This is a genomic window from Acetilactobacillus jinshanensis (assembly GCF_004359375.1).
Taxonomy (GTDB): domain Bacteria; phylum Bacillota; class Bacilli; order Lactobacillales; family Lactobacillaceae; genus Acetilactobacillus; species Acetilactobacillus jinshanensis.
In genome coordinates this window covers 209,693-229,989 of the sequence record NZ_CP034726.1, presented here as the reverse complement: position 1 = coordinate 229,989, position 20,297 = coordinate 209,693, and the positions used below count along the sequence as shown (strand labels likewise).

Annotated in this window: 12 protein-coding genes; 6 read left to right on the top strand and 6 right to left on the bottom strand. The window is 39.6% G+C overall.

Annotated elements, in window-relative coordinates:
• Window positions 1-56: 56 nt before the first annotated feature.
• Window positions 57-1,634 carry an ABC-F family ATP-binding cassette domain-containing protein gene (locus ELX58_RS01095; protein ID WP_133441338.1) on the bottom strand — a complete coding sequence of 526 codons (1,578 nt, stop codon included), beginning with the start codon at window positions 1,632-1,634 and terminating at the stop codon, window positions 57-59.
• Between the two features lie 234 nt (window positions 1,635-1,868).
• Between ELX58_RS01095 and ELX58_RS01090 the strand changes: the two genes are divergently transcribed.
• The 4 genes from ELX58_RS01090 (at window position 1,869) to ELX58_RS01075 (ending at window position 6,186) form a co-directional block, all read left to right on the top strand.
• The gene (locus tag ELX58_RS01090; RefSeq protein WP_133441337.1) at window positions 1,869-2,267 is read left to right on the top strand and encodes a VOC family protein; all 399 of its coding nucleotides are present in this window, start codon (window positions 1,869-1,871) and stop codon (window positions 2,265-2,267) included.
• 173 nt (window positions 2,268-2,440) lie between these two features.
• Window positions 2,441-4,045, top strand: a complete 1,605-nt coding sequence (locus tag ELX58_RS01085) for an APC family permease (RefSeq protein ID WP_133441336.1) — start codon at window positions 2,441-2,443, stop codon at window positions 4,043-4,045.
• A gap of 111 nt (window positions 4,046-4,156) precedes the next feature.
• Window positions 4,157-4,663 (top strand): hypothetical protein, encoded by a 507-nt coding sequence (locus ELX58_RS01080; protein ID WP_133441335.1) that lies wholly within the window; start codon window positions 4,157-4,159, stop codon window positions 4,661-4,663.
• A gap of 86 nt (window positions 4,664-4,749) precedes the next feature.
• Complete coding sequence (locus ELX58_RS01075; protein ID WP_133441334.1) at window positions 4,750-6,186, top strand: C69 family dipeptidase; 1,437 nt, start codon at window positions 4,750-4,752, stop codon at window positions 6,184-6,186.
• Window positions 6,187-6,259: 73 nt separating this feature from the next.
• Here ELX58_RS01075 and ELX58_RS01070 read toward each other — a convergent pair whose 3' ends face one another.
• The 5 genes from ELX58_RS01070 to ELX58_RS01050 all read right to left on the bottom strand — a co-directional run bounded on the left by ELX58_RS01070 (window position 6,260) and on the right by ELX58_RS01050 (window position 17,761).
• A complete protein-coding gene (locus ELX58_RS01070) occupies window positions 6,260-7,807 on the bottom strand; it encodes a glycosyltransferase (RefSeq protein ID WP_133441333.1) in 1,548 nt (515 codons plus the stop codon).
• 18 nt (window positions 7,808-7,825) lie between these two features.
• On the bottom strand, window positions 7,826-9,514 hold the full coding sequence (locus ELX58_RS01065) for a glycosyltransferase (protein WP_133441332.1): 1,689 nt from the start codon (window positions 9,512-9,514) through the stop codon (window positions 7,826-7,828).
• 179 nt (window positions 9,515-9,693) lie between these two features.
• Window positions 9,694-15,738, bottom strand: a complete 6,045-nt coding sequence (locus tag ELX58_RS01060; protein ID WP_133441331.1) for a KxYKxGKxW signal peptide domain-containing protein — start codon at window positions 15,736-15,738, stop codon at window positions 9,694-9,696.
• 197 nt (window positions 15,739-15,935) lie between these two features.
• Window positions 15,936-17,267, bottom strand: a complete 1,332-nt coding sequence (locus tag ELX58_RS01055; protein ID WP_133442543.1) for an MFS transporter — start codon at window positions 17,265-17,267, stop codon at window positions 15,936-15,938.
• An 80-nt stretch (window positions 17,268-17,347) separates the two neighbouring features.
• Complete coding sequence (locus ELX58_RS01050; RefSeq protein ID WP_133441330.1) at window positions 17,348-17,761, bottom strand: MarR family winged helix-turn-helix transcriptional regulator; 414 nt, start codon at window positions 17,759-17,761, stop codon at window positions 17,348-17,350.
• Between the two features lie 156 nt (window positions 17,762-17,917).
• Here ELX58_RS01050 and ELX58_RS01045 point away from each other — a divergent pair, with 156 nt between their 5' ends.
• Both ELX58_RS01045 and ELX58_RS01040 read left to right on the top strand, forming a co-directional pair.
• A complete protein-coding gene (locus tag ELX58_RS01045) occupies window positions 17,918-18,421 on the top strand; it encodes a YbhB/YbcL family Raf kinase inhibitor-like protein (protein WP_133441329.1) in 504 nt (167 codons plus the stop codon).
• Between the two features lie 167 nt (window positions 18,422-18,588).
• The gene (locus ELX58_RS01040) at window positions 18,589-20,262 is read left to right on the top strand and encodes a glycosyltransferase family 2 protein (protein WP_133441328.1); all 1,674 of its coding nucleotides are present in this window, start codon (window positions 18,589-18,591) and stop codon (window positions 20,260-20,262) included.
• Window positions 20,263-20,297 lie beyond the last annotated feature (35 nt).

The window sequence follows — 20,297 nt, the reverse complement described above, 5'->3', positions numbered from 1 at the left end:
AAGTACCTCTTTAGTTTGATTTAATCTTTAATCAACTAGGTCAACTCTACAACTAATTAAGCATGTTCACTAGGTTTATGCAGGTCTGGATTTTGAAGACTGAGTTTTTCAACGTTAAGAACTCGATCACATAAGCCATCGTAGAAGCCGACTTCATGCGATACGATAATCGCGTTACCTGGGAAGTTCTTGATGGCAGCTTTTAGGGATGCTCTAGTTTCAGCATCTAAATGATTGGTTGGTTCATCCATGATCAAGAAGTTACTAGGCTTAAATTCCATTAAGGACAACTTAACCTTGGTTTGTTCACCACCGGAGAGTTCCTGCATTGGTTTCATGGCGTTAGCAGAATCTAAGCCACACTTAGCTAGCTTAGTTCGTAACACCTTTTGTGTCAGATTCGGGAACTTACCTTCCATCATGTGGAGTGGCGTTTCTTCCGGATGTGGCCAGACTAAATCCTGACTAAAGTAATTAACCTTAGCGGATGGTGAAAACTTGGAGTGACCACTAATGGCAGGAATCATCCCTAAAATCGTCTTAATCAGCGTTGATTTACCAACCCCGTTAAAACCTTTGAGGCCGATCTTTTCATCGGTGGTAACGGTAAAGGTAACCGGTGACAGTAACGGTTTGCCATCGTAACCAACGGATAGCTTCTTGACCGATAAAGCATTTTGCGAACCGGTATCGTAATACGGAAAGTTGAATGATGCGTGGATATCCTTAGATGGCTTGGCAACCTTATGGATCTTACCCAGCATCTTTTCACGCGACTTCGCCATTTTGGCGTTAGATCCGGCACGGTTCTTACGAATGAACGTCTTGGCCTTGGCAATCTTGACCTGTTGCTTATCGTAAGCTTTCTTATAGAACTTTTCTTCAGCCGTCTTCTGACGCATGGCTTTCTTAAAGTCACCACGGTACTTCTTAATGTGACCGAACGCGATATTCAGGATACAATTAGTAATCTTTTCTAAGAAGTCGTAATCATGCGAGATGACCATGAAGGTCCCAGAGAAGTTATTCAAATAGTCAATCAACCAGTCAACATGGGCTACATCTAAGTAGTTAGTTGGTTCATCAAGCAGGATAACGTTCGGCTTTTCTAAAATGACCTTGGCCAGAATAATCTTGGATCGCTGACCACCACTCATCTTAGATACTTCTTGATTCTTACCGATATCATCTAAGCCTAGACCGGTAATAACTTCATTGATCTTAGTTTCGATATCATAGAAATGATGCGCTTCAAGAGTTTCCTGGATTCGACCTGCCTGCACCATCAACTTGTTATCAGGGTGCTTGGCGTAATCCTTATATAACTGGTTCATGTGGTCGTTCATATCATAAAGCTTCGAGTAGGCAGTATGTAGAAACTTCATCAGGGTCATGCCCTTGGGGATGTTAACGTATTGGTCTAAATAACCGATTTTAACACCTTTCTGCCACTTGATCTGGCCAGTTAACGGTAATTCGGCACCGGTAATCAATTTGATTAAGGTTGATTTACCAACCCCGTTTTGACCAACGACACCCATGTGTTCACCTTTGTTTAATGTGAAATTAGCGTGTTTATATAAAGTCTTATCAGCAAAACTCATGGTTAAATTTTTAACGTCTAAAAGAGCCATTGAATTCCCCTTTGCGAAAAACTAGTATAGTCTATTTATATTTTAATGGATTTCTTATATAAAAAAAGAACCTACTAGAGAAACTAGCAGGCTTAAAAACAATATGGATTTTTCAACTTGATTATATTCAGCATCTTTAAAGTACTGGATATTAATAGATTAGTCAACCAGAACACATATTAACTTATGCTATAATTTACCTGATTACCACAATACATAAAGGAAGTTTTACACATGAGAGTACGTGACTTTGATCACATCACCATCACCGTTAAAGATCTCGATCGCACAATGCGTTTTTATCATGAAGTATTAGATTTACCGGTCGTTAGCTTTACTAAAGATTTATTAACCGTTCAATTAGGTCACCAAAAGTTAGTTTTTCGTCAGCTTGGTAAAGATTACGATCCAAACATCCCAGTCCCAACACCTGGTGCATCCGCATTATGCATTACCGATAAGGATTCATTAACCTACACCAAGGAACACTTAGCTAATTACGGTGTTCCAGTTGTTAAAGGTCCCGTTGAAGTCAAAGGTTCCAATGGTCCAATGCGAGCCATTTGGATCTTAGATCCTGATAAGAATTTAATCGAAATTAAAGAATCCAAGCAAACAAAATCATTTAATTAAATCTAAATCAAATTGATCCAAAGTGGCCCAGTACTTGCTAGACTGGGCTTTTCTTGAACCATTTTCTAAATTTTGATATAATAATAGATATGTCATGAGAACAATTCATGACTTTACATTTGAATATCGAATTGTTTTTGGAGGAAAGTTATCAAAGGAGATTTGATAAATATATGAAAACTAAATCCAAACGTCAAATCGGTCTCTTTCAGATCGTGATGCTCGGACTAAGCTCCATTATCGGATCCGGATGGCTATTTGGTTCCTGGGAAGCTTCTAAAGTTGCAGGACCAGCAGCCATTCTTTCATGGATCATCGGAGCAATCGTCATCGGTTCAATTGCCTTTAACTACATTGAACTGGGTACCATGTTTCCAGAGACCGGCGGAATGAGCCGTTACGCTCAATACACTCACGGATCGCTACTTGGTTTTATCGCGGCCTGGTCTAATTGGGTCTCGTTAGTGACGTTAATCCCAATTGAAGCCGTCGCAGCCGTTCAATATATGAGTTCCTGGCCGTGGAGCTGGGCTTACTGGACCCGAGGCTTTATGTATAATGGTGAGATCTCGAACGAAGGTCTGTTTGTTGTCTTTCTATTCATCCTGGTCTTCACCCTCTTAAACTACTGGTCAGTTAAGTTCCTGGCTACGTTTACCAGTTTCATCTCTATCTTTAAATTAGTAATTCCGTTACTAACGATCGTGATGTTACTGTTAGCTGGCTTCCACCCCGGAAACGAAGTTGGTGCTGGAATCGGTGGCTTCATGCCTTATGGTAGTGCCGCAATCTTTGCTGCCACCACTAGTTCAGGAATTATCTTCTCGTATAACGCCTTTCAGGTCGTTATTAATATGGGTGAAGAAATCAAGAACCCGAAGCGAAACATCCCGCTTGGGATCGTAATCTCGTTACTGATCAGTGTTGTAATTTACGTCTTACTTCAATTCACGTTCGTTGGTGTCGTTAAACCTAGTATGGTTGCTAAACTCGGTTGGCACGGGATCTCATTCCAGTCACCATTTGCTGATTTAGCTATTATGTTAGGTGTCTACTGGTTATCAGTATTACTGTATGCTGATGCTTTCGTATCACCGTTCGGAACTGGGGTATCATTCGTTGCCCAAACCGGTCGTACTTTAGCCGCAATGGTTGATAACCGTCATATGCCAAAGTTCTTGGGCATCACCAATAAAAAATGGGGTGTCCCACGAATTGCGATGGCCGTCAACTTAGTCATTAGCGTTCTGCTGGTTGCGTTCTTCCGTTCTTGGGGAACCTTAGCCAGTGTCATTTCAACGTCAACATTGATTGCCTACTTAACTGGACCGGTTACCGTTACCACCTTAAGGAACATCGCACCGCACTTTAAGCGACCGATTCACCTTAAGATGATGAAGTTCATGGCACCATTTGCCTTTGTCTTAGCTAGTTTAGCTACTTACTGGGCAATGTGGCCAACCACCGTCAAGGTTATCTTGATCATCATGTTAGGCTTACCATTCTACTTCTTCTACGAATGGCGAATTCACTGGCGTCACACCGGTGCTGAAATTAAGAGTAGTATGTGGATGATCGTTTACCTAATCGTCATCTCGGTAATGTCATACTTCGGTAGTAACAGCTTTAACGGAACGAATTTAATTCCGTACCCGTTAGACTTTGTTATCATCATTATCGTATCCTTGGCTTTCTACCGTTGGGGAATTTCCAGTTATCAGATTACCAAGAATTTGAAGACCGCTCGTCACGTTAATAGTAAAGTTAAAATGAAGTAATCATTTCCAAAATCTAATTAATCCTGCTTATTTCAATATAAGCGGGATTTTTCTTTATCGTCTGAACTGTGATAATATTATTTTGGATAGAAAACATTAGGAGTGATACGCATGCTTCCTAACGAATCACAGCATTCACAATTAAAATGTTACCGTTTTAATTATCATCGTCAAAAACGTAATAATCAGCAGGCGGTCATCTGTGTCTGGATCTCCGGTTTAATCATCATCGTCTTTCTGATCCTCGGTGGAATTAGACTGTTCAATCAACACCAGACGGCTGAGAACAGTTACCACAGTCACGTCACACGACACGTTAGTAAGTCGGATCAATCCGTAAACCGAAATAGTCTTCGGGCGATTCGAACGGCTCGAAACGACCGAGTCGAACAAGAAAGACAGCCTAAGGTTAATTACAATACTACTGTTCAGAAGAAACGTCAGCCACCAATTCCACCGCAACCGGTGTACCATAAACAGCGCTTTGCTTCGATTAGCAACGCCAAAGCTTGGGCCCAGGCAACTCAGCAACGCTGGCTGCATGCTGGTTATACTAACTATCTAGTTCGCTCTGATGGTCAGGGTGATTACTACTTACAATTCACAAAATCAAAATAATCTAACTAATATCTAAGGCATTGTCTATAATATAGGCAATGCCTTTTATTTTACTCATCTTATCAATCGATAAAGGAAGCATTAACATGAAAGACTTTAAAACCTGTACCACAATGCTAGTTGGTAAAGCTGCTAGCACCGATGGTTCAACGATCGTCGGTCGAAACGAAGACATTCGGGAACCGAAATTCCCCATTAAGTTTTTGGTCCGCCCCGCTCATGATAATCAAAATCAAACTTTTACATCAGAAAAAACGGGTGTCAAGATTCCGTTACCCAAACACGCCTATCGATATACTTGTCAGCCCGTTGCCATGAGCGGCTTCTCAAATCACGCCTATGAAGAAGGCGGCGTTAACGAAAAGAACGTCTGCATGAGCGCCACGGAAACTACCTCTAATAATCAGCAATTTCTCAAAGCTGATCCGCTAACTAAATACGGTTTAAATGAAATTGACATGCCAACCGTTATTTTGCCCTATATCAACAGTGCTCAAGACGGTGTTAAACGTTTGGGTAAACTCTTGGAAAAGTACGGTACCGGTGAAAGTAACGGGATTATCTTTTCAGACAAAAATGAAATCTGGTATGTCGAAACTGCCGGTGGTCACCATTGGGTTGCCCAACGCATCCCGGATGACTGCTATGCAATTGCACCTAATCAGATGATGATCCAGAACGTTGATTTCGATGATCCGAAGAACTTCATGTGGTCACCAGATTTACCAGAATTCGTTAAACAGCACCATCTTAATCCTGATCTAAAGGAATTTAATTGGCGACACATTGCTGGAACCCGAACTACTCATGATCTTCACTTCAGTAACGGTCGCGCTTGGTATGGTCAACGCATGTTTACGTCGTCCGCTAAACAATCACCCATGGATCCTGAGATTCCGTTTCTTCACCATCCCGACCATAAGTTAAGCATTGTCGATGTTGAAAAGTTCTTATCATCCCATTATCAAGGCACACCTTATGATCCATATGGAAAAGATAAAGTCCATCATTATAAATTCCGCCCCGTCGGTGTCAGCACCAACCGAGCTTCGCATATCTTACAGATTCGTAATGATCGTAATCTTAAATATTCCTGTGTTGAATGGTTAGGGTTAGGTAACCTTGTCTTCAGTCCGTACGTTCCGTTCTACACCAACATCAGTCAGACACCCGCTAATTATCAGACTGCTGGTGATCACTTTGACCGCCACAGTGCCTACTGGATGTATGAACTATTGCAATCCCTTGTAATTCCTCACTATCATGGATTAATCAAAACCGTTAATCAATATCGAGAAGCTTGTCAAAGCGATGAATTTAAGCTATTAAATCATTTCGATCAACAAGCTAAACAAATCCAACCTGACCAGATGACCAACTTCCTCACCAAAGCTTCATTTAAGATGGCCAATCACATCACCTATAAGACCCAGACCTTAATTAGACAACTAATTGAAAAGACTCTTGCCCTACAAAACGATCAATACATCAAGAATTATTCAACACCACCCAGAAAATACTAAACTCAAGGTAAACAAAAAAGCGGTCGATCTAAACTAGATCGATCGCTTTTAATTTTAGTTAAATTTCTAAATTCTAGTTATTCTTGAAGAATGGCTTCCACTGGTTAATGATAGCGTCATCATTGAATTCTTTAGCCTTAGCTAAAGCACCCTTACTTAACTTATCATTTAATGAGTTATCACTCATGATCTTAGCCAAGTGGTTAGCAGCTTCACGAATGTTACCCTGCGGAACTAAGTAACCGTTCTTACCGTTTTCGATAATGTTGTTCGGTCCGTAATTGACGTTGTAGGCAACTTCAGGTAAACCGTATTCTAAGCCGTTCACTAAGGACATACTGAGGCCTTCACCAAATGACGTCTGGGCCATGGCTTTGGCATCCTTCATTAACTTGTCCTTACGGTCACCAATCGCATAGTTGATGAACTTAACGGATTTCTGCATCCCTAAACGCTTAACCTGCTGCTGTAACATCTTCTGGTACTGTGGTGATTCAAAGTAACCAACGACTTCTAATGTTAAGTCAGGAACGCTGTTCTTAACGAAGCTGGCAATCTGGATTAACTGGTCGATATGCTTATCATGGGCAATTCGACCGATATATAGAAGATTGTTATCTTTCTTAGCAGCTGGCTTTAATTCCTTGGCAACCTTAGCCATGTGATCACTATCTAAGGCCGTATCAGAAATGGCGTAAACCGGTACTTCAGGAAAGAGACGGTTTAAGTCCTGTTTCTGCTGAACAGTTGGAACGATCAAGCCATCGTAATCCTGTAAGTACTTGTGGAATAACGGTTCCAAGACAGGGAATAACTTACCCTTGGCACTACCAGCCATGGCGGCATTCGTCGTCTGTTCATTATGAAGTAACTGGTACTTGGAATCAGCGTACTTCAACTTGGCAACGACACCAGTCAAGGTTGGGCGGTCATTGATAACAACGGCTGGCTTCTGCTTTAATAAGTCATCCAAGAAGAAGTCGAACATGTCATCTTCAGTGTTAAAGCGCCAGTTGTGACCCTTGTAGTTCAATAATTTAAACATGGTAGGACCAACCTGCTTGGTCTTGTGGTTGATGTACATGTGGGTAATTTCGATGACCGGAACACCCTGGTAGTTATAAACGATTTCGTCACCAATGGTGCCATCCGGATGCATGTACTGAGTCTTGGACTTGAAGCCACGACCGTCCCAGATGTCACGGCTGGTAACGTTACCGAAGTCATCGTAGTAAGAAACGATGCCGACTTCACCAACGGTCAACGGGAAAATGTTAACCTTGGCAACGGTCCGCTGACCACGCTTCAGTAATGAATAGTTACTGTTAACACCGATAATCTTGTCATAACGCTTATCAACGATCTTGGAGTAACGTAATTTTTCATGATGATGCGGAACGTGCATCGTACCCTGAAAGTAGTCATACATGTTGATGATGTCATCATCTTTTAATCCGTACTTAGCGATTTCCTGGTGTAAGCCCTGGTTGTAATTACGGGTCACGATCTTGGAATCGATGCCGTGCTTACGGAAGAGCTTCTGACGGTTCATCGCGGAGAATTCAGTACCGGAATTAAAAGTAAAAATATTTTCGTTAACGAATAAATATCTTTCACTCATATCTTATAAATCCCTCGATTATGCTTTGGCTTGACTCTTCGACTGCTTAGCAAGGCGTTTTTCCTTGGCTTCCAACTGACGTGGTGTGCCTAAGCCTTCGCTAATGTCTGGACGGTACTGCTTGTACATGGCAGGCCATTCTTTCTTGGCGGTGTCCAGTAACTTCTTCCAGCCTTTCCAGACGTTGGTTTCACTGAAGCGCTTGGATAATTCGTAGGCGTTATCAGACATCTTCTGGAGTAACTTTGGATTGCTGAATAACTTAACGAAGCAATCGGACATCTTCTTCCAGCCGCCCATTGGAACGATGTAACCGTTCTTGTTATTGACGACTAATTCGTTAGGACCGTAGTTACAGTCGTAAGTAACACCGACGTCACCTTCGGATTGAGCTTCCATCATGGCTAAGTTAAAACCTTCCATCATGGATGCTAACGGGTAAACCTGACCCTGCTTCTGGTACTTAGCAACGTTGTTGGTGTAACCATGTAAATGAACACGACCCTTGGTGTTAGGAAATTCCTTCATGGCCTTCTTGATGTGCTTGCTAGCGGCATCGTGGTTGGAGTGGTCAACATAACCGTAAAGATCGATGCTTAAGTCTAACTTAGGATCTTTCTTCATGGCTAAGCCCATAGCACGGATAACGTCATCAAAACGTTTATCGGCAGCGATACGAGCGGTGACAACGATGTTACCCTGCTTACGATCCTTCATTGGAATTCGTGGTTCGTCAAAGTGCTTATCAGGAATCACACCAACGGGAATCGTGAACATATCAGTCTGAGGATGGAAACGGTGAATCACGTCACGAGTCTGCTTATGGGTGGCAGAAATAATGGCGTTGTACTGGTTAGCGTTAACCAAGCTGTATTCATAATTGTTGTTCAAGATTGAAGTATTCGGCTTGGTGGCATCACCCGACTGACAGTTATGCAGGTGTAAGACCTTGTAACAAGGGTTTCTTAAGTAAAGTAATTCTTCTTCGTAAACATCGGAACGGTCCATGATGAAGATGTTAGGCATCTTAGAGTTCATGTAATGATCGTTGACGTCGTTTAGGAAGAGACGGATTAATTCACCACCAGAAGTTAAGTTGTGAACAGTACCGTCTTCGTCACGGACTTTCCAACCAGACTTCTTCATCTTGCCAAGGGCGTTCTTACGGTAGAAGTCTTCGATGGCAGGACGGCCTTCTGGGGTGTACCATACTTCAGTGCCAATCTTGTTATCAGGTGTGTACCACTGAACCATGGACTTGAAGCCACGGAGATCAAAGAAGTCAACGCGGTATAAGTTACCAAAGCCATCAAAGAGTTCAACGGACTGAACCTGTTTGTGATCGGAGATGTCCTTGACAAAGTAATTAACACGGCCTAAAAGGATGTTACCTTTAAAGACTAAGTAACGGTTGGCACGAGGATCTTTCTGGTATCTTAACTGGCCACGAATACCGAAGTCGATATCACGTGGTGTAATCTTTTTATTCTTAACGTTAGTTGCGTGCTGGAAATAATCGAATAAGCTCAAAATTTCGTTATCATGCATGCCGGCAATGTGAAGCCAGTGGTGAATTAACGGGTTCCACTGACGAAACACCAGCTTGAAAGGCACCTTATTCTTTCGGAAAAGTAATGCTCGCTTTAACTGAGCATGTTCAATCCCGGAATTTTGGGAATTAAAACCTTCGTTCATGAAAAAGTTCATAAAGTGTTAACCTTCTTCTTTATTTTGTGTAATAACCATTTTCTATTATAGAATAACCAAGTCAAAAAATCTATGTCAATCCTAATGTGATAACATTCAGCAAAAATTAAAGCCACTGATTTAATAATTATTAAAAATCAAATTTAATATGGCCTAATTTTACTCAAACTATTTTTGACCTATTTTTTCCGTTTTTTACGTAGACCGACATAGCTAAAGATGACCCCTAAAATAATGAAGAGAATTGCAATCAACGTTACAGTATCCCGTCGTTCACCAGTCTGGGATAGTCGCTTTTGATTATTACCACGATGATGAATTAATTGATTAACTTGGCGATGATCAATATGATGAGATAAACGATTACCTTTAGTATGATTATTGGGGCTTACTGATTGGTAAAAGTCCCTCAGTGCTTTATCAGGATTAATTTGATTTTCATCATAACTTTGACTCGCCACGTTACTTAAATCGACAGCACGGCTAGAATTATTGGTTGATATTGCTGACGAACTATAATACGAGCTAGGCACAACGGGTACATAACGATTCGGAATATTTGCACTAGAAGGCTCACTTGATGAAACACTTGTACTACTAGGTATAACTGGTACATTCGAACTAGTTTGACCAGAAGTACCGCTAGGTAATGAACTAGTAGAATTGCTTGAAGTTCCCGATGCATTAGAGCTAGCTCGGCTAGATGAACTGCCAGTCGTGGAACTAGTACCACTGGATGGATTTGACTCCGCAGAATTTGCATTCGACTGACTACCTGCACTAGATGAATCTGATGAACTAGACGGGTTGGTTGATGAATTAGTATGGCTTGATGAGCTTGAAGAACCTGAACTAGAGGCATTAGAACCAGATTGACTCGATGGCTTAACGGCACTTGATGAACCTTCACTAGCTTTACCAGATGAATTAGGCGTTGTAGAATTTGATGCAGGTTTATCATGGTGATAAGTAACAACCAAATTAACTATAGGAGTTGGATTAACCGAAACTGGAATAGTCTCAGATTGTTCTCCAGACTTAATATTTTGAGTCCCATTACTAAGTGTCCAATGATAATTCGCGTAGTGCGGGATCGTAACAGAGACTGATACCCCTGGGCTAACACTTTGTTCATCGCTAGTTACTTGATCTTTTGTGATTTTTGCTTTATACATTATATTTTGTGACGTTGGTTGTGGGAGTTGTGGTAAAAGCCTCCTATCAGAACTAGTGAACTGCACGTTTTCGTCAAATGACTGGTCAGATGTTGTATTTATAATCTTGTGCTTCAAGTGAATATCCAAATTCTGGGTATTACTAGAATACTGGAAAGGAATTTGATCATCATGGGCATTGCTGCTGGGTAAAGAAACTAATTCGTAGCCGTTCTTTCCCAACTTTTTTAGTTCTTTACTTGCATCATAAGTAGTCTTATCCTGACCACTACCATTTTTCATGAAAACAGGAGAATCACTAACATCCAAGCCGTTTTCATCGTCATCAACGTAATGAAATTGGACGGAACCCTCTGGATTATAGTCAATATTATCAACAAAATTATAAAATTTTGGATAATCTTTTGAACCTGCTGATAAGTTACTTACATCGGGAGTCTCAATTTTACTGACACTTGGTACATAACCAGTATTCTTAGGCATTGTAACATCAGTAAAATGCTTAGGTGTAGGTATCCAATTCCCATACTTTACAATTTTTCCTGCATAATTTTCATAATTAGTTTGAGTAAATAACGGAATTAATTGACTAACACTAGATGTCGTTGTGCCACCATTTATATGATTAATGTTAAAATTAATCTGCCAGTGTGCGAACACTCCATTAACAAACGGCTTTAAATCACTTGCAAAATTAATTACATATGGCTCAGTACTATAAATATATTTTGTTGGGCTACTTACAAGATGAACATGTTCATCTGATTCAACTTTCTTAACAGCATCATTAATTTCAGCTATAAGATTACTGTTAAATGCAGTTCCAACATAGCCTTTATTAGTTGTTAAAACGGATCTCAATGGCTCTCCATTATCAAGGAATTCAATCTCAGCTGAAGCCATCTCTGGCTCGTACACAAAAGTAACGGTCTTGCTCCATTGATGTTTGGCGTAATCATATCGATCATTAAAAGTAAATGGGTCCCCATTAGGTGTTGTACCAGCTGGTATAATTTTATTCTTATTATTACCGTAATAATAGCCCACGTATTGATACGTTATACCATCTACACGATCTTTAACGGGCGATGAAACAGCACTGCGATTTCCTGTAATTTGGAAATTAGCTGATCTATCTGACTTTGAATCTGATTGCTGTGTAGGCGTGTATACTATACTATTTGCAAATTTATTTACAATACTAGAATCATAATTAGCGTTATGAACCCCTGATACTGTCATTCGATAAGGTGATGGAACATTTGGTGCGATTTTAATCGTAACAGTATCCTTATCTTTAGCTTTAATATCTTTATTGTTATCTATAAATTGAGCTGATGAAGCTTGATATCCATGAGTCCATTTTGAACTTGGTATCGTAACGTCCGTATTACTTCCATTATCAGCATCAATTGGAACATTGTTATAAGTATTCAATTGGCCTTTACTAACATCAATCACGTTAACAGTAATAGTAGCCGGATCAGCCTTATATGTGTATGTTGGTCTAGGTAAATCACTGGACATATCGCTTAAAATATTACTAGTATTTTGAGAAGAAACCAAGTGGTAATTTACATTATTAATAGTAATTGTATTTGGCATCTGCGGTAATGCCACATAATATTCCTTTAGATTACTATCGAATTGAACTGGAATCTTGCTTACACTACTTAAGAATTCTTTTGCTTTCACATCAGAATTATTAGGAGTAAGTACACTATCTGACTTCCCGTCATAATGCTGAAATTGTAACTGCCCTTTTATATTCTTATCAGTACTATTTGCTTTATTAAAATGAATATAAATATTGACTGATTCATTATCAGATGGAACTGTATATTTACTTAGTAATGCGAAAATATCTGGGTATTCAATTGGTTTACTATTATTTCCTATATAAACATCAGCGCTCACAGGAACTTCACCAGAATAATTGTAAATACTAGCCTGATTATCCTTTAGAACACCCTCCAGATTTTCTTTTGGTGTTAATGAAAGTAATTGAGTATTTTCAGGCCGCTCACTTTCGTCACTTTTATTATCGTTTACATAATGAATAGTAACGTTGCCCTTGTAATACCACGTTGCAGTCATCCCATCAGATGATAAATCTGATTTAACAGGTTTACCATAGTTAAATGCCTCAGAACGACGCTTATCGTATTGAGTCATCAACGCTGTTTTATCCGGGTTACTTAATGAAGTTATGTTGACCATATATACTGGAGCTGGTTTTCCATTATTCATAAGATAAGCAGTATTAATAACTTTAAGTGTCTTTAATGGCTTTAAATGTTTGTCACTAGTGGAATTATCAACTTGGACAGCCTTAAATGTTCCGGCTAAATTTGGGCCTAAAACGTCATCACCGACAATTGTATATTCAGGCTTTTTTGACACGTGTAAAACAGCAGTGTCATTATAAGCATGCGGTTGTAAATCAACATTATTGGGGCCCAATTGCCATTTACCAGTTGACGATTTTGACACCCATACCCTATCACTATCATTATGTGAGATATTAGGAATCACAGTATCTTCCCAATCAGCATAATTACTTTGATAAGCAGGATTATACTCATATCCAACAGGCATTTTTGTATTAGGTATTATTAAATCAGTCTCAATAGAGTCATTTTTATGTTGATTATCCAAATCAGTCTTACTTACCGGCCACGTATCGTAAATATAATGAAATTGGTGATCTTGATCATCATATTTAACCCAATCACCATTCACACCATTAATTACTTTAGGCTGACCAACGATATCAACTTTACTCTTAGCTTTATCTGGATAGCCACCCTTATCAGAGAAATTATCGTCGCTAGTAATTGGCTGATTATAAGTACTATATTCAATATTTAACGGATGAGCTGGATCTGTAATCGTATTATATACGTTAAAGACATACTGCTTAGGAGTGTTTGAAGTAAGAACTTTAAATGTAACAGGGTTAGCTCTATCACTATTAGTATCTTCACCATAATAATAATTACCATTATCATAACGATAAACGTATCCTTGTTGGAAAGTGTCTAGCATCGATGTGCCTGCTGAACAAAATTGTCTATGTTTAGCTTCATCATATTGACCTAGCTGGTTGTCAGATTGTAAGTCATCCTTAGCTAAACCTCTAACATTTGTCCATGCATCCTGTTTTTTTGCTGCAATACTGTTATCTTCAGCAAATATTACTGGAGATCCAGCATCATAACTACTGTTTAATATTTGATATGTGTCATCACCTGTAAACTGAACGACTAAATATGGATTAATAGTACTTTGCCCCATAAGTTTTTGAAAGTTATCATCAAATAAATGGATAGCTACAATCGTATTTATTGGAACATATTTTGGTAAATTAGCCGTAGCGTTAGCAATCTTTTCTCCATATGGCATAACTAAGTGGCTACTATCTTTAATACCTCTAGGTAACTTACCGGTATTAATATAATTTTTATAGTCATTCAAATCATATTCACTAAAGTATCTGCCAGTTGAATCTTCAACGCGGGGACGATAATAGTTAATTACATAATTAATTGGTGCCGTGCGAACGTAATTATGTAGTTTCGTTCCATTAATATAATTAATTACTGGAATTTGATTATTCATCCATTGAGCGTTATTTTGCCCATTAATTCCCTTGATTCCATTGATTATAGCGTTAAATGAGTTGGTAGTTAGGATAACGTTATCACTATTATATGGATTCTTAGCGTCAGATAATTTAACGCCTGATAGCAGGCTAAATTTAATACCGTTATCAGATGGATGCAGGGCATCCCATTTAACCGTTGAGCCATAAGATCCATTCATAGTAATCTTTGCTTTAATTGGATTATGACCGTTTTCAGGCTTACCAGTATTGTCAACTTCCTGGAAATACACGGGTAATGTGATATTAGATACCGAATTACCTTCTGTATCAAGGTAAATTGTCTGAGGTATTTGTTCATATGCGTAGGTAGATGGATTAACTAGATGATAATAGGTACTAATAGAGGCTCCTTTATTAGCGCCATAAGAGAACTTAAGATTATTAAATTCCCGTGTAATTTCACTAGTAGTTAACGATTCACCAATGTAATGGTGGTCACTAAATGTAAACGAATAATGATGATTACCAATTCGATAATTAACCGTAATAGGAGCCGCTGGTTGAGCAACTAAATCAAATGCATCCCGATTACTTAACCAACTATCAGAATTAGTATTATTTTGTTTTGAATTAATGATTGCATATAACGGGGCGTTATCTTTTAATTTGTAACCATTGTTAATGTATTGACCAAGTAAATCAGAATTAGGTGTAATTCGAATTGGTTCACCATAGTAACCACTAATTGTAATAGGTGGCGTATTCTTAATACCACTATTATATTCAGGGCCATTGTCACCCCGATAAAATTTCAGACCTGGAGTAACATCATAAGTAACATATTCTGGAGTGAAAGAATCGTCCGAAAACGTATAGTAATGATTAACCACTGGATTACCATTTATCTCAATTGGCTTTGGATTAGGATACGGTTTATTACTTTGATCTAATAATTGGCCATTATTACCCAGTTTAACAATTTGACCATTACCTGGTAATGTTATTTGTTTACTAGATGGGAAGGAAAGTACGTATTTATAATAGTAAGTCCCATTTTCCAAATTAACGACTACGTGTCCCTTATTATCATACATAGGTCCATTATAAGTAGATGTACTACTGAGATTTCCCTGTTGGTTTGGTGCTTCAGTATTCTGACTCTGAGTGGTCATTTGTCTAGCCAACAAAGCAGCATGAATATTATGCGCATATTTTGAAATCAAGTTAGGGTCTTGAGATGATTGCTGTATTGCTGCGGAATTTTGCTTAGACGACACTACCATCGTTTTAGACGTATCTGCCTTTACAGTTACATGGCTAACAACGCCCATTCCACCCAACAAAGCAAACATAAAAGCACTAGCAACGATCCAGCCCTTGCCAGCTTTAATTAATTTCTTCTTTGCATTTGTGATTCTAAATTGGTTTCGATTGTACAGCACTAGTTAACAGGGCTCCTGTAAAAATAATTTTCAATCTGATCTCGATATAAGTTTCGTTAATTTGTTATTTTTGATCGAATTTTCACATCTATAGTAAAGCTATTTTACTTATTTTAGCAAACAAAAAAGAGCTAAATCAATGCGATTTAGCTCTTTTAATGAGAATGATATTAAATTGACATGTTTGCAATCAAAACTTAATCATTACTTTTAACGACTCTCGATACGGCATACGCTTCAACCAATGCCAACACGAACATGAAGACTAAGGCATGTTCCGCACCTGCAGCCCACAAGAATGAGCGACTAGCACCACCGGTACTAATGGCGTGGGCGACGATTGCGGATACGATCGCGGTACTCACGGCACCAGATAATTGCATCAAGGTATTGAAGATGGCGTTACCATCGGGCTGACGTTCAAGTGATAAATGACTGAGGCCATCGGTCATGATGTTACCGAATGATAAGCCAACCCCGATCATGTAGATGAAGTAGAAGCACATGATCATGTCGTTGGATAAGTCTTCACCAGTACAGATGAACAGGAATAATGCAATTACGATTAATCCAGCACCGGTCCAGATTGGCTTCCGAGCACCTAAGTGATCAAGTAACTGACCACCGAATGGTGCGAAGACGGCACCAATCACGGCACCTGGTAAACAGAATAAAGCGGCCTTCGTAGCACTCTGACCGTTAACTTCCTGGATGTAGTTAGGCAAAATGAATGAAAAACCTAAGGTCAGTAACTGTAACGAGAAGAAAGCAATCGTGTGACCCGTGAAGTTATGGTTCTTCATGATGTTCAAGTGAATGATTGGATTATTAATTCGGTCAGAACGATGGAATAGTAACCACGCAGCAACTAAACCGACGATGATCGAAACTACCGCAACGATCACGTTACTGGTTAAGTTACTGAAGCCATAAACTAAACCGATAAAGGTGATAAAGATCCAGAAAACACTGGTCTTATCAACTTTCACCTGCTTATGCTTATCTTCCTTTGGAATGGAAATTAAGCCCATAATTAATGAAATAACTAATAATGGTAACAGGAAGATAAAGATGTAGTGCCAGCTTAAGGCATCTGAAACGGCACCACCGAAGATGGGTCCAACAGCAGGTGCGATGGCGGTAATCAAAGCACCGACCCCCATCATGGCACCGATCTTGTCACTTGGGACTTCAGACAGGATGATGTTGAACATTAACGGTAACGCAATCCCGGTTCCAATTCCTTGGATCACACGACCGATTAATAGCACACCGAAACTTGGAACGGGAAAACTTAGAATCCCGTCGACAGCTAACCCGATGATAAAGGCTAAGTTAGCCACCAAGAATAATGACTTCGTCCGGAAATTCTTCTTAAAGATCGCGGATAACGGAACGATGATGGCAACCGTTAAAAGGTAAATGGTTGTCATCCATTGAACCGTTCCGGTTGAAATCTGGAACTGACGACTTAAAGCTGGAAAGACGATGTTGGTCGCAGTTTCAACCGCCACTCCACAGAATGACATTAGACCGGCAGCGATAATCGCGCCGATCACTTTGGGTGAAATTTGTTCACTAGATGAATTATTCAAAATCCAAATGCTCCTTACTTTTGATTAATTAAGTTCTTTAACAATTGATTTAGCAACTTCATTTGATCCGGTGTGAATTGGGCCTGAATCTGATGCTGCTGACGAGACATGTAAGTGGTAATGACGTGTTCCAGTCGTTTCGACTTATCAGTTAAGATCACCTGACGCTGACGGGCATCCGTTGGACTCGATTTCCGCATGATTAGACCGCGATTCCCCATGCGCTTCAACAGGATTGAAGCCGTTGACCGCCTGATCATGAATTCATGCTCGACATCCCGCTGAAAAATCGCCCGGTCACGATGGATATACAGAAAATCGATCAATGACATCTGGACTGCGGTTAAATGATACTGTTTCGCAAATTGATTAAAGCGCCGTGACATTTGTGCTGACGCTTTCTTAATTAAACGACCGATGTCTTCCACTTACTGATGACTCCTCTCAATTCGTTAGTTATATAACGTTAGAACACTAACAATTATACAAGACAACTTTAGATTACGTAAGAACTTTGCTGAACTTTTTTGGAAGGAATCATTTATACTTGAGCTGAAGAATTCTTTTGCATCGGAGGTTTTTATATGAAAGTACAAGTACCATTAGATAATGGCTACATTAATAGTAAGTACGCTAAAGGCGCTAAACAGACCATTAATGGTAAGCCTAGTATGTCATTCCCGATTATGATTAGTGGCGTTCCTGACAACGCTAAGACGTTGGCATTCTGCGTGATCGATTGGGACTCCATTCCAGTCTGTGGATTACCATGGATTCACTGGGTTGGTGCTAATATTGATCCAATGACGACTCTGATCCCTGGTAATGCCAGTCAGAATGAATCAGTTAAGATGACTCATGGTAAAAACACGTTGGCTGGGGCCGCCTTTGGCCCGTTGGATCCGAAGATTTCTCAGCACTACACTGGACCGGTTCCACCTGATAAACCGCATGACTACACCCTTTATATGTTTGCCTTAGATAAGAAGCTACCGTTAAAGGATGGCTTTTGGTTAAACCAGATGTTCCACGCTATGAAGGGCCATATCTTGGCTAAGGCTAAATTTGTCGTGCCAGCTAAGAATTAAACGATATCAATTCGATTAAATTATTTTGAGCCTTCAAATTGCAGGCTCTTTTTTGTTGCCAAGACGCCTTATTCAAGATCCTTGAACCGTAATGATGCTTGTTATACTATACCTTATATACGCTTAAAGGCTTACAGAATTAATCTTCATCGAAAGGTAGTGGCATTGTGGTCTCATACAGTAAGAAATCCACCTTGTACTTATGGATCTTTACCGCTTGGGCTCTCCTTATGTTCTTATTTGGCTACTACACCGTTCGTGATGGAATTATTGTTACCTGGGATCAGGGCAAACCTGTAATGGCCGTTCTTGAAGGAGTTAACTTCGGGGTGTTTACTAATCTCTTTCTATTTTTCAGTGTCCAGAATTTCACGTATCCCATTATGTATCAGCACATCAAGAATCCTGAAGCTAAGCATGAACGCAAAATCCTAGCTAAGCCCTTGCCATCGGATTGGCACCCGATCGTTAAACTTCTGTACACAACGTACAATGATTTCATCCCGTACGCTCTGAATGAATGCATGAATCAGACGTATGATAATGTCAAAACCGTTATTTTAGATAATAGTACTGATCAGCATTTCATTAATCTCATTAGACAATTCTGCAAAGTTCATCCTGATGTTGAATGGGTCCGAGATGTCCCCAATCACCACGCTAAAGCCGGTAATTTAGATAATTATCTTTGTCATGAAGGCCGGGACACCTACGATTATTTCGTCATCCTGGATAGTGATGAATTGTTACAGCCCGATTTTGTCGAGAAATGTCTGAAATTCTTTTACTACGGCAATCATTTGGGTATCCTACAATGTAATCACATTAGTGGCCGTAATGATAATGCCTTCATGGACATGTTTGCCCATTCAGGAAATAGTTTCTGGCCGGTCCAAAATTCGGTTCGCTCGAGTGAAAACGGTTATTTAGCACCAACTAAACATCCACAAGTCATTAAGCCTGGTGATACGGTTGACATTGGCCTTGGTCATGGTGTCATGGTCAGTCGGAAATGCTTCGACTCGTTTGGCGAATTTCCGTGGATGGTTGCTGAAGATATGTGCTCTAGCTGTGAAGCCTTATTAAAGGGCTGGAACATTAAGTTTGCAACCCAAATTTACGGTAACGAAGAGTTTCCAATCAATATGGAAGCGTTAATGGTCCGTAGTTCTAAATTTTGTTCAGCTAACTTCCAGTTCTTTAATCGGTACGTGCGACGTCTATTTAAGACCAAATTATTAACCCGTCGGCAAAAATTAGACCTGTTGTCGTTTACACTGAACGTCCCAACGTTTGCATTGATGTACATGTCATTGATTTTATGTAGTATCGTCTTCCCACTTGATCGTGTCCCAATGGGCTACAATGCCATTATGTTATTACCAACTTTACTCTGCTACTTTAGCCAAAGCATCACCGATGGTGTCTTTGAATTTCAAGATGGGATGCCATTCTGGGATGTTATGAAGTACGAACTTGAATCAATGATTATGTACGGTTCGTTCTACTACTTAACCGTTAAATGTACCGTTTTAGCCTTACTGGGTGTTCCCGCTAAATTCAATGTGACACCAAAAAGTAATACTAAAATCACCTATCATCAAGCCTTTATGGAAAACATTGGCAGCATTACCTTTAGCCTGATTACAATCATCACGTGTATCGTCATCAGTCGTTCATCTTGGATCCTATTATCATTCGTACCAGGCTGCTTAGGATGGCTCATGAGCTTGAAAGCCAATCACCAAAGCAAATCTGATAAAAAGAAGCAAAAAATACTTAGTGATTACAATTATTATGCGTTATATCATCCTGAGCATGTTTTAAAATGGTATGAATAATTTAACGGTCTCACATTATTTTGGTATAAAATAAG

Coding starts and splice junctions, on each gene's coding strand:
- ELX58_RS01090 (WP_133441337.1), top strand. CDS start 1,869: ATGAGAGTACGTGACTTTGATCACATCACCATCACCGTTAAAGATCTC.
- ELX58_RS01045 (WP_133441329.1), top strand. CDS start 17,918: ATGAAAGTACAAGTACCATTAGATAATGGCTACATTAATAGTAAGTAC.
- ELX58_RS01075 (WP_133441334.1), top strand. CDS start 4,750: ATGAAAGACTTTAAAACCTGTACCACAATGCTAGTTGGTAAAGCTGCT.
- ELX58_RS01070 (WP_133441333.1), bottom strand. CDS start 7,807: ATGAGTGAAAGATATTTATTCGTTAACGAAAATATTTTTACTTTTAAT.
- ELX58_RS01085 (WP_133441336.1), top strand. CDS start 2,441: ATGAAAACTAAATCCAAACGTCAAATCGGTCTCTTTCAGATCGTGATG.
- ELX58_RS01095 (WP_133441338.1), bottom strand. CDS start 1,634: ATGGCTCTTTTAGACGTTAAAAATTTAACCATGAGTTTTGCTGATAAG.
- ELX58_RS01055 (WP_133442543.1), bottom strand. CDS start 17,267: ATGTCATTCTGTGGAGTGGCGGTTGAAACTGCGACCAACATCGTCTTT.
- ELX58_RS01080 (WP_133441335.1), top strand. CDS start 4,157: ATGCTTCCTAACGAATCACAGCATTCACAATTAAAATGTTACCGTTTT.
- ELX58_RS01065 (WP_133441332.1), bottom strand. CDS start 9,514: ATGAACTTTTTCATGAACGAAGGTTTTAATTCCCAAAATTCCGGGATT.